Origin of the sequence: Sandaracinus amylolyticus (assembly GCF_000737325.1) — a bacterium.
GTDB classification, from domain to species: domain Bacteria; phylum Myxococcota_A; class Polyangia; order Polyangiales; family Sandaracinaceae; genus Sandaracinus; species Sandaracinus amylolyticus.
This window is the reverse complement of record NZ_CP011125.1, coordinates 9,652,286-9,662,086: the sequence shown is the minus strand read 5'-3', so window position 1 is coordinate 9,662,086 and position 9,801 is coordinate 9,652,286. Positions and strand designations below refer to the sequence as shown.

General features: G+C 71.5%; 10 protein-coding genes. 3 read left to right on the top strand and 7 right to left on the bottom strand.

Annotation, left to right across the window (positions count from 1 at the left end; translation table 11 throughout):
* Positions 1-140 precede the first annotated feature (140 nt).
* Both DB32_RS49285 and DB32_RS40895 read right to left on the bottom strand, forming a co-directional pair.
* Positions 141-578 (bottom strand): hypothetical protein, encoded by a 438-nt coding sequence (locus tag DB32_RS49285; protein ID WP_205627122.1) that lies wholly within the window; start codon positions 576-578, stop codon positions 141-143.
* Positions 579-589: 11 nt separating this feature from the next.
* Positions 590-1,237 carry a DUF1266 domain-containing protein gene (locus DB32_RS40895; RefSeq protein ID WP_083458379.1) on the bottom strand — a complete coding sequence of 216 codons (648 nt, stop codon included), beginning with the start codon at positions 1,235-1,237 and terminating at the stop codon, positions 590-592.
* 104 nt (positions 1,238-1,341) lie between these two features.
* Between DB32_RS40895 and DB32_RS40890 the strand changes: the two genes are divergently transcribed.
* The gene (locus DB32_RS40890) at positions 1,342-2,703 is read left to right on the top strand and encodes a class I adenylate-forming enzyme family protein (protein WP_169791717.1); all 1,362 of its coding nucleotides are present in this window, start codon (positions 1,342-1,344) and stop codon (positions 2,701-2,703) included.
* 360 nt (positions 2,704-3,063) lie between these two features.
* Here the strand turns inward: DB32_RS40890 and DB32_RS40885 are convergent, their stop codons facing one another.
* The 5 genes from DB32_RS40885 to DB32_RS40865 form a co-directional block, all read right to left on the bottom strand.
* Positions 3,064-3,636 (bottom strand): COG4648 family protein, encoded by a 573-nt coding sequence (locus DB32_RS40885; RefSeq protein ID WP_053238084.1) that lies wholly within the window; start codon positions 3,634-3,636, stop codon positions 3,064-3,066.
* Positions 3,633-3,884, bottom strand: a complete 252-nt coding sequence (locus DB32_RS40880; RefSeq protein ID WP_053239129.1) for a phosphopantetheine-binding protein — start codon at positions 3,882-3,884, stop codon at positions 3,633-3,635. The genes DB32_RS40885 and DB32_RS40880 overlap by 4 nt, the downstream gene beginning before the upstream one ends.
* 171 nt (positions 3,885-4,055) lie before the next feature.
* The gene (locus tag DB32_RS40875; RefSeq protein ID WP_053238082.1) at positions 4,056-5,276 is read right to left on the bottom strand and encodes an NAD(P)/FAD-dependent oxidoreductase; all 1,221 of its coding nucleotides are present in this window, start codon (positions 5,274-5,276) and stop codon (positions 4,056-4,058) included.
* 55 nt (positions 5,277-5,331) lie between these two features.
* Positions 5,332-6,132, bottom strand: a complete 801-nt coding sequence (locus tag DB32_RS40870) for a beta-ketoacyl synthase chain length factor (protein ID WP_169791716.1) — start codon at positions 6,130-6,132, stop codon at positions 5,332-5,334.
* Positions 6,129-7,331: a beta-ketoacyl-ACP synthase gene (locus DB32_RS40865; protein ID WP_053238080.1), complete on the bottom strand. Its 1,203-nt coding sequence runs from the start codon at positions 7,329-7,331 to the stop codon at positions 6,129-6,131. The genes DB32_RS40870 and DB32_RS40865 overlap by 4 nt, the downstream gene beginning before the upstream one ends.
* A 94-nt stretch (positions 7,332-7,425) precedes the next feature.
* Here DB32_RS40865 and DB32_RS40855 point away from each other — a divergent pair, with 94 nt between their 5' ends.
* Positions 7,426-8,496 carry a hypothetical protein gene (locus DB32_RS40855; RefSeq protein ID WP_157070271.1) on the top strand — a complete coding sequence of 357 codons (1,071 nt, stop codon included), beginning with the start codon at positions 7,426-7,428 and terminating at the stop codon, positions 8,494-8,496.
* A gap of 118 nt (positions 8,497-8,614) precedes the next feature.
* A complete protein-coding gene (locus DB32_RS40850; protein ID WP_053238076.1) occupies positions 8,615-9,661 on the top strand; it encodes a tRNA dihydrouridine synthase in 1,047 nt (348 codons plus the stop codon).
* Positions 9,662-9,801: the final 140 nt, after the last annotated feature.

Below are 9,801 nucleotides of genomic sequence, written 5' to 3'. Positions count from 1 at the left end.
GCACGCACGCCCCGATCGGAGCACTCAGTTCGGTCGGCTCGTGCACACACCACCACGACAGCGCGTGACCGCGCGCGCGATCGCGCTCGGCCCGCGCCGATCACGATCTCGGGCCAGCCGCAGCGCGGCTCACGCGGCCGTCAGCCACCGCAGCGCGGGCACCGCTCGAGCGATGCGTCGATCACCGCGCCGCAGTGCGCGCACGTCCGGAAGCGACAGCGCGCTCGCGGCGCGCTCTCCCGGCAGCGGCGCTCGACGATCCCTCCCGCGACGACGCCGACCAGGCCGAGCCCGATCACCCCGATGATCGTGACGATCCCGTACAGCGAGCCCGCGCCCGATCCGCCGCCGCCTCCTCCGTGCACACCACCGCCGTGAAAGCCACCGCCGTGAAAGCCGCCGCCGTGGAAGCCACCGCCGTGATAGCCACCGCCGTGATAGCCGCCGCCACCGCCGTGGTGTCCGCCGCCACCGTGCCAGTGCCCGCCGCCGAAGCTGCCGCCGCTGTGCTGCGCCATCGCGCTCGACGCGACGAAGAGACTCGCGGCGATCGCCGCGATCACGAGAGCTCGAGCCATCACCGACCTCCTCACGCGCACAAGAACAGGTGGAAGGGCACGGCGTCCCAGTCGCGCCGCTGGAACGTCGCGACGTTCGCGACGCACCGCTGCTGGGACGCGTCGTCGCCCGAGCCGTCCGCGGGCAGCTGCGCCCAGCGCCGCCGCGCGACGAGGTACTCCGACGCGATCGCATCGAACGACGGATACGCCGCCTGGAGCTCGCGGCACGCGTGCAGCACCGCGCTGCGCGTGTACTCCCGCGTCACGTAGCCCGCGCGGTTCGCCGCGATCACGACGTGGATCGCGCGCACTCGATCCCACGCGCAGCATCGCGTCGCGAGCAGCGCCTGCACGCGCGCGACGGCGTCGTGGCCGTTCGCGATCCGCCACCAGCGCGCGAGCATCACCCGCGTCTCGCCCGGCAACGACGCGAGCCACTCGTCGTCGCCCATGATCGGCGCGATCGCGCAGCGCGCCCACGCATCGAGCGCGCGCGGCAGCGCCGAGCCGTCGTTCGAGCTCGCCGCGAGCTCGCCGAGCGGCTTCAGCACGTCGAAGCGCGCGACGAGCCAGCGACCGGTGCCCGCGTAGCTCAGCCGCGAGACGAACGCGATCGCGCCCGCGATGCTCGACACGACGAGCGCGACCGTGACCTCGACCAAGATCCTGGCGTCCATGCAGCGCCCGATGTCGGCTCGTCTGCGCGCGTGTTGTGCCGATGCGTCGCCGTGCGTGCGGGCACGTGGCGCGTCGCGCGCGCCTGCTATGGTTCGCGCGTCCCGTGACCCACTCGCTCCCGGCGCTGCTCGGACGCCATCAGGCGCACGACCCCGTCACGACCGGTCCCGAGCCCCGCAGCGCCGCGCGCTTCTGGGCCGACGTGCGCGCGATCGCAGCGCACCTGCCCGAGCTCGGGCGCGGCGATCGCGGTGGGCGCAGCGAGCTCGTGCTCGTCTGCCACGATCGCTATCTGTTCGCGGCGTCGATGCTCGCGGCGTGGGAGCGCGGCTACGTCGTCGCGCTGCCGCCGAACGCGCAGCCCGCGATGGTCACCGCGCTGCGCAAGAGCGGCACCGTGCAGACCGTGCTGCACGACGTCGACGACATGGCGGGCCTCGACGTGCGCGCGATCGTGGCGTCGCGCCCCGAGCCGAACGGCGAGGTCTACGCGCCGCCCGCGCCGCTCGCGAGCGATCGCCGCATCGTCGTCGTCTACACGTCGGGCACCACCGGTGCGCCGACCGCGTGCCCGAAGACCGCGGGCCAGCTCGTCGGCGAAGCGCGCACCCTCGCGCGCACCTTCGCGATCGGCCGCGGGGATCGCGTGCTCGCGACGGTGCCGCCGCACCACATCTACGGCTTGCTCTTCGGCGTGCTGGTGCCGCTGGTGTCGGGCGCGTCGTTCGCGCGCGAGACCGTGCTCCACGCCGAGCCGCTCGCCGAGCTGATCGCGCGCGATCAGACGCGCGTGCTCGTCAGCGTGCCCGCGCACCTGCGCGCGCTGCGCGTGCTCGAGCCGGGCCGCATCGAGGGCGTCGCGCGCGTCTTCAGCTCGGGCGCGCCGCTGCCCGCCGACACCTCCGAGGATCTGCGCGAGCGCTTCGGGTGGAGCGTCACCGAGGTGCTCGGCTCGAGCGAGACCGGCGGCATCGCGTGGCGTGATCGTGCCGGGGCGCCGTGGACGCCGCTCGAGGGCGTGAAGGTGCGCGAAGGCGAGGGCGGTCGGATGCTGATCGACTCGCCGTTCCTCGACCCCGGCGTGTCGCGCCCGTACGTCGGCGGCGATCGTGTCGCGGTGCTCGACGAAGGGCGCTTCCACCACCTCGGTCGCGTCGACGGAGTGCTCAAGGTCGGCAGCACGCGCGTGTCGATCGCGGAGCTCGAGGCGCGCCTGCTCGCGATCCCCGGCGTGTCCGACGCGGCCGCGCTCGCGATCGAGGTCGGCGGTGCGCGCGGCTGGGAGAGCTGGGCCGCGGTCGTCGCGCCCGATCACACCGCGCAGACGATCCGCGCCGCGCTCCTGCCGTGGCTCGATCCGGTGGTGATCCCGCGGCGCATCCGCATCGTCGACGCGCTCCCGCGCGACCCCGGCACGGGCAAGCTCCGCCGCGAGTCCCTGAGAGCGCTCTTCCAGTCGGAATAGGGCCCCAGAGCGAACACGATCGCTCGTCCGGGTCCCGGACTCGACGGACCGAACGTTCGGGCGCTCCCGTCCGGGTCGCCGACAGTTCCCCCCGAGCGCTCGGGGCACCGATTCCGAGATCCGGACAGTTCCCCCCGAGCGCTCGGGGGGACGATTCCGAGATCCGGACAGTTCCCCCCGAGCGCTCGGGGGGACGATTCCGAGATCCGGACAGTTCCCCCCGAGCGTTCGGGAGGACGTGTCCAACCCTCGGAAACGACTCGCAGAACGCTCTGGGGGTCGATTCCGGGATCCCGACGCGCGATCTCGAGCGCTCCGGGGGCCGTGTCCGGCTCCCGGCGCGCCGATCCCGGCCGCGCCTCACCCGAATTTCCGGCGGCGGACGAGGTACTCGGCCGCGAACATCAGGCCCATCAGCCCGTACGCGAGGCCCCCGGTGTAGACCGTCCACCACCAGACGGGTGCCAGCAGCGCGAGCGCGGCCGCCGTGCCGCCGTTGAGCAGGAAGAAGACACACCACGCCCAGGTCCACTGGCGACAGTGGCGCTGCTTCGCCTCGTCGAGCTCGGGCTCCTGCATGCGCGCGAAGCGCTCGATCATCGGCGTCGCGCCCGCGCGCAGCGTGCTGCCGAACTCCACGAGCAGCACCGCGTTGATCATCACCGGCAGCGCGAGCAGGAAGCGCCGATCGTCGGTCGCGATGCCGCCGAAGATCAGCAGCAGCATCGCGATGGGCACCCGCACCACCGACCAGAACGTCGCGCGATCGGCCTTGCGGAACCGCCACGCGAGCCCGGGCACCATCAGCCCGAGCACCATGATCGAGACCGCGCGCGCGCCGAAGTGCGTCAGCCCGTAGAACACCGCGAGCGGGTACGCGATCACCAGGATCGCGTTGAGCACGACGAGGGCGACGCGCAGCGCGCGCGTCACTTCGACTTGTGCTGCTGCACGTACCCCGCGAGGTTCTTCACGTTCGCGAAGATGTGCTTGTTCTGCTCGTCGTCGGCGCGGATGCGAACGCCGAACTTCTTGTCGATCGCCATCGCGAGCTCGAGCGCGTCGATCGAGTCGAGGCCGAGGCCGGTCACGAAGAGCGGCGCGTCGCTGTCGATGTCCTCGGGACGCACGTCGTCGAGCATCAGGGCCTCGACGATCAGCTCCTTGATCTGCTGTTCCAGTTCGCTCATCTGACGCGTCCCCGACGTGAAAAAGCGCGCAACAGTGGCCCCATCGGGGCGGCGTTGCAACTCAGTGCCAGCAGGAGTGCTCGGCCTCGGAGGGCCCGCACGGGAGCGTGCGCAGCACGCGGACGGGAGGGCTCTCCGTGGCCGAGCCGATTCGGACGGCTCTCAAGCCGGACCGTTCACCGTGGGCGGCAGCGAGATCACGCGGCGCTTGCTGCTCATGAGCTTCTGCTGGAACGGGTTGTCGTCGCGCCACACGTCGCCCGCGAGCACGCTCGTGAGCCCCTTGCGCAGCATCGGGTCCTGCTCGGGCGCGAAGAAGAGCCCGTGCAGCAGACCCGTGTGATAGAAGCTGTTGATCAGCGTCGCGAAGACGTCGTAGGCGTGCCCCACGTGCTTCGCGTGCGCGTCCATCAGCGCGGGATCGGCCTCGCGCCCTTCGCGCAGCGCGGCGACGAGCGCGTCGACGAGGTGCGACGCGCCGACCATGCCGAGCGACACGCCGCTCGAGAACACCGGGTCGAGGAAACAGGCCGCATCACCGGTGCACGACCATCGCGCGCCGTGCTGCTTCTCGTTGTGGAACGAGAAGCTCGCGAGCATCCCGGGGCGACGGTGGCGCGTCGCGCCCTTCGTGACGCGCGAGAGGAACGGGGAGCGCGCGATCGTCTCCTCGAGCCACGCGCTCTGGATGCCCTTGCGGCGCGAGACGAGCCCGATCGAGATGCGACGACCGCCGAGCGGGATCGCCCAGCACCAGCCGTCGTCGACGAAGAGGACCTTGATGTTGCCCTTCGTCGTCTCGCAGAGCTCGCGATCGATCGCGGGATCGAGCTCCTCGAAGTGCGAGAACGTCGCGGCGAGACCGAAGTCGACGAGCTGCTTCGTCGTCTTGGCGCGACGGCCGAGCACCGCGTCCTGGCCCGTCGCGTCGACGAGATAACGCGCCTCGTAGCTCGCGCGATCGCTCTTCACGAGCACACGATCGGCCTCGATCGCGATCTCGAGCGCGCGCTCGCCCTGGTGCACCTCGGCGCCGACTTCCTCGGCGCGCTGGAGCAGCACGTGATCGAACTTCGCGCGCTCGACCTGGTACGCGTGATCCGCGGTGCCGGGCAGCGCGTCGGCGAAGAGGTACTCGGTGTGGCCGCCGATGCGCTCGTCGAGGAACTCGGCGCCCGCTTTGTAGAGGAAGCCGTGCTGGTCGGGATCGACGCCGAGCCGGCGGAACACCTCGAGGTCACAGGGCAGGAGGCTCTCGCCGATGTGGAAGCGCGGGAACACCTCGCGCTCGAGCACCAGCACGCGGAAGCCCGCCTGGGCGAGGAGGTTCGCGGTGGTCGACCCGGAGGGACCACCGCCGATCACGATGACGTCGTGCTGCATGGGTTGGAGTCGGCGATCTCTGGGGTCGCGCCGCGCGGGCCGTCCAGGCTTCGTCTCACGTACGCACGGGCGCGAGCGGGCGCACGTGCATCGACCACGGGCGCGCCACGCCGAACGCGAGCGGCACGCGCCCTTCGCGACGCTCGAGCACCGCGTCGATCAGCGGGAGCACCGTCGCGACGGGGTTCGTCGCGAGCTCGCGCGAGAGCGCGCGGCCGCGGAACGCGTCGGGCAGCGGGAGCGCCTCGTCGTCCATGCGCAGTCCGTCGAGGATCGCGAGCGCGCCGCGCGCGGGCTGCTCGCTCGCGAGGCAGAGCCCGATCGCGAGCCCTTCGCGCGCGCACTGCGCGTCGAGCGGCGCCGGCAGCGCGTCGTCGGCGGCGCTGATCACCGCGTCGCCGCCGCGCTCGTCGAGCAGCGTCCAGGTCTCGATCAGCGCGGCCTCGACGCTGCGATCACCGGCGGCGATCGCAGTCGAGAACCCCTGGTTGCCCTGACCGATCGAGCCGAGGCCGCTCGCCGAGTTGTGCACGCTGTTCTTGAACCGCATCGGCGAGAGCTGTCCGTCGCCCGCGAAGATCGTCTGCAGCTGGACGATCATCGTCTCGATCTCGCCGTAGCCCGACGTGTAGATCGTCGCGACCGTCCTGGGATCCGCGCCGCCCGCCTCGCACGCCGCCGCGGCCGCTTCGCCGAGCATGCGCGTGAGGCGCGAGGTCCCGCGGGCCAGGCGCGGCGGCACCCATCGCGCGCTGCAGTCGGTCACGCTCGCATCGCGCGCGTCGTCGACGAACGCCGCGAGATCGCGGTACCCCGGCGACCAGAGCGAGATCCCGGTGAGATAGAGCGGCCTCACGAGACGCGCTCCATCGGGATCCCGATCGCGAGGCACACGTTGCTGCCGCCGAACGCGAACGAGTTGCTCAGCACGCGCTTGATCGAGCGCTCCGGGCCTTCGAGCGGCACCTGGATGCGGATCTCGGGGTCGAGCTCCTCCGAGCCGAGCGCGCGCGGGAGCCGCTGGGTGCGCACGGCGTGGATCGCGAACACGCCCTCGGTCGCGCCCGCGGCGCCGAGAAGATGGCCGGTGTAGCCCTTGGTCGACACGACCGGGACGCGATCCCCGAAGAGCGAAGCGATCGCGAGCGACTCGGACATGTCGTTCTGCTGCGTCGCCGTGCCGTGCGCGTTGAGGTGATCGACGTGCTCGGGGAGCATGCCCGCCTGCTCCATCGCGCGCTGCATCGCCTCGCGCGCGCCGCGTCCCTGGGGCTCGGGCGAGCTCATGTTGTACGCGTCGCTCGACTCGCCGACGCCGAGCAGGTGCACGCGCAGCGGATCCGAGACCTGATGCGCGTCGTCGCGCTCGAGGAGCATGAGCGCGGCGCCCTCACCGATGTTGATGCCGTCGCGCCCCTTCGCGAACGGGCGGCACCGCTGCTCGCTGAGGATCCCGAGGCCCTTGAAGCCGTGGAGCGTCATGCGGCAGAGCGAGTCGATGCCGCCGACGAGCGCGGCGTCGACGAGCCCGGCGCGGATGAGGCGCGCCGCGGACGCGTGCACCTTGCCGCTCGACGAGCACGCGGTGCTCACGACGTAGGTCGGACCTTCGATGCCGGTCACGCGCGCGTAGAGCTCGCCGAGCGCGTCGAAGCCGTGCTGGGTGCGCAGCGAGAAGCTCTCGGGAAGACGGCCTTCGGTGACCCAGTGGCGGAACGCGAGCTCGGTGGCGTCGAGCCCGCCGGTGCTGGTCCCGATCAGGATCGCGACGCGTTTGGCGCCCCAGCGCGCGATCGAGCGATCCACCGCGTCCTTCACGTCGTCGAGCGCGAGCATGCCGAGCCGCGCGAGCCGGCAGTCGTACGCCTCCTGACCGCGCGGGAGCGGCGGGAGCGGGTCCGGCGTGGCGCCCACGAACGTGGGGAACGGCAGCTCGAAGGGCGGCGGGGCGAGACCGGTCCTGCCCGCGTCGAGGCTGGCCAGCACGTCGCGCGTCGTGGTGCCCAGCGCGTTGACGGCGCTCCAGGCGGTGATGGGTAGAGGGGTGAATCCCATCGACGGAATGCCTCTTATATCAGCACGTTCCGAGGGTTCAAGCGCGACACGCCGGGCACATCCGCGCGAGGGGAGGACGCGCGCGGAGGGCGTCGTGTTCAAGGGTGCGATGCGCTGGCGGAATCGCACGCGCGGGGGGCGCGGAGAAATCCCGTCGAATGTTAGGCTCGCGCTTCTTGAACGCGAAAACGGCGCCGTGTTACAAGCGCCGCCGGCTTACGGGACCTGGAAATCCCGGGGCGTCGCGTTCGTGGCTCTCATCAGGAGGCACATGGGGATGGACTGGAAGAAGTTGGCTTGGTGCGCTGCGCTCGCTGGCTCGTCGATGAGCCTGGTCGCCTGCGGCGGTGACGACGGCGGCGACGACACGATGGACCCGGTGACACGCTCGTACGTGGTCTCGACCATCTCCATCCCGATGACGACGTCGCGGCACAACGATCCCGCGCCGGGCTTCAACCTCGATGGCGTGGACTCCGACGGCTCGGCGACGGGCGCGACCTGCGTCGAGCGCTCGCCCGACTACACCTCGCAGAACGATCCCGGCGAGAGCGGCGTCGACAACGCGCTCGGCGGTCTCGTCGACACGATCGGCTCGCTGCTCGGCGATGGCGACATCGACTCGACGCTCGCGGAGCAGATCACCGAGGGCAGCCTGCTGATCATGATGCAGGTCCGCGACATCAACAGCTACACCAACGACTCGAGCGTCCAGGTGCAGCTGTACCTCGGCAGCGTGCCCGGTGGCGGCGCGCCGATGGTCTCGGGCTCGACGCTCGCGCCCGGCCAGACCTTCGACGGCATGGCGATCGGCGGCGTGCAGACCGGCTCGATCGTGAACGGCCGCCTGCGCGTCGAGACCGAGCTCCTCACGATCGCGATCAACACCGGTGACGTCGCGCTCGACCTCAACATCCGTGACGCGCAGGTCCGCGCGAACATCACCCCGACCGCGCTCGCGAACGGCGCGATCGGCGGCTCGGTCCGCGTCGAGGAAGTCGCGGAGGCGGCCGAGGAGATCATGGCCGGCCTCGGCGGCACCGTGCTCGACATCCTGGGCAACATCGCCGACCTCGAGCCGACGGCCGACGACCCGCTGACCTGCGAGTCGCTCTCGGTGGGCATCCTGTTCAGCGGCGTCGAGGCGACGGTCTCGGGCAGCTGAGCCCGAGCGTCTCGAGAGAGACGCACGACGAGGCGGGGGATCGGCGCGAGCCGGTCCCCCGTTTCGTTTTCGGGGCGCTCGACGCCTGCCCCGCTCTGCTTCACAAACACGGGCTCCCATGTCCGCGCAGTTCGACTTCGACGCCTACTTCCGCTCCAAGCCCGCCATCCTCGCGCCGATGGAGGACGTGACGGACGCGGTGTTCCGCAAGATCTGTCGCGATCGCGGCGCGGACCTCTGCTTCACCGAGTTCGTGAACGTCGAGGGGCTGCTCCGCGGGTGCAAGAACGCGGCGCACAAGATCGATCTCGAGCCGGGCGACCACCCGACCGTCATCCAGATCTACGGCGCGGATGCCGAGCGCCTCGCCGAAGCGGCCGAGGTCGCCGAGCGCGCGCAGCCGGTCTGGATCGACGTGAACTGCGGGTGCTGGGTCCCGAAGATCGCGCGTCGCGGCGCGGGCGCGGGGTGGCTGCGCGATCCCGACGCGATGGTCGCGATGGCGAAGATGCTCGTCGAGCGCGTGTCGCTGCCGGTGACGGTGAAGACGCGCATCGGGTACGAGGGCGAGGTCCACGCGGGCACCGGGATGATCGTGGGCACTGCGTCTCCGGAGAATCCGCCGATCCTCGAGCTCGCGCGTCGCCTCGAGGACGTCGGAGTGCGCGCGCTGACGCTGCACTGCCGGACTGCGCGCATGGGGCACTCGGGCCAGGCGGACTGGAGCTGGGCGCGCCGGGTGCGCGAGGTCGTCTCGATGCCGGTGCTGGTCAACGGCGACGTGAAGAGCGCGGACGACGCCGAGCGCGCGATGCGCGAGACCGGGTGCGAGGGCGTGATGATCGGTCGTCACGCGATCGACCATCCCTGGATCTTCCGGGAGGTCCGGGCTCGCCTGGATCGCGGGGAAACGGTCGCGCCCCCGACGATCGTCGAGCGCTTCGCGACCTGTCGCGAGCACCTGGCCGCGATGGTGGCCGAGCGCGGTGAGGCGCGCGCCGTGCGCGCGATGCGGCGTTATTACCCGGGCTATCTGCACGGGGTGCACGGTGGCGCAGTCGCCCGTCGCGAGCTGAACACGACGGACACCGTCGAGGGCGTGCTCGCGCTGTTCGAGCGGCTCGAGGCGCGCGCGCGGCTCGAATCGCCCGCCGCCGCGGCCTGATCGCCCGTCCCCGCTCGGTCACGTCCCGGCGCGGAGACCGCGCTTGGTGGTCGGCGTAGGCACGCCGCGCGCAAACGGGCCCTCGAAACGCGATGTTCGTCACTTCCTCCCAGCCCGACACGGCTCGGATCCGGGGCCGT

What these genes read in the sequence shown, in the direction of transcription:
- DB32_RS40875 (WP_053238082.1), bottom strand. Translation starts at nt 5,276, where the DNA reads ATGCAGCACGACGTCATCGTGATCGGCGGTGGTCCCTCCGGGTCGACC.
- DB32_RS40850 (WP_053238076.1), top strand. Translation starts at nt 8,615, where the DNA reads ATGTCCGCGCAGTTCGACTTCGACGCCTACTTCCGCTCCAAGCCCGCC.
- DB32_RS40865 (WP_053238080.1), bottom strand. Translation starts at nt 7,331, where the DNA reads ATGGGATTCACCCCTCTACCCATCACCGCCTGGAGCGCCGTCAACGCG.
- DB32_RS40895 (WP_083458379.1), bottom strand. Translation starts at nt 1,237, where the DNA reads ATGGACGCCAGGATCTTGGTCGAGGTCACGGTCGCGCTCGTCGTGTCG.
- DB32_RS49285 (WP_205627122.1), bottom strand. Translation starts at nt 578, where the DNA reads ATGGCTCGAGCTCTCGTGATCGCGGCGATCGCCGCGAGTCTCTTCGTC.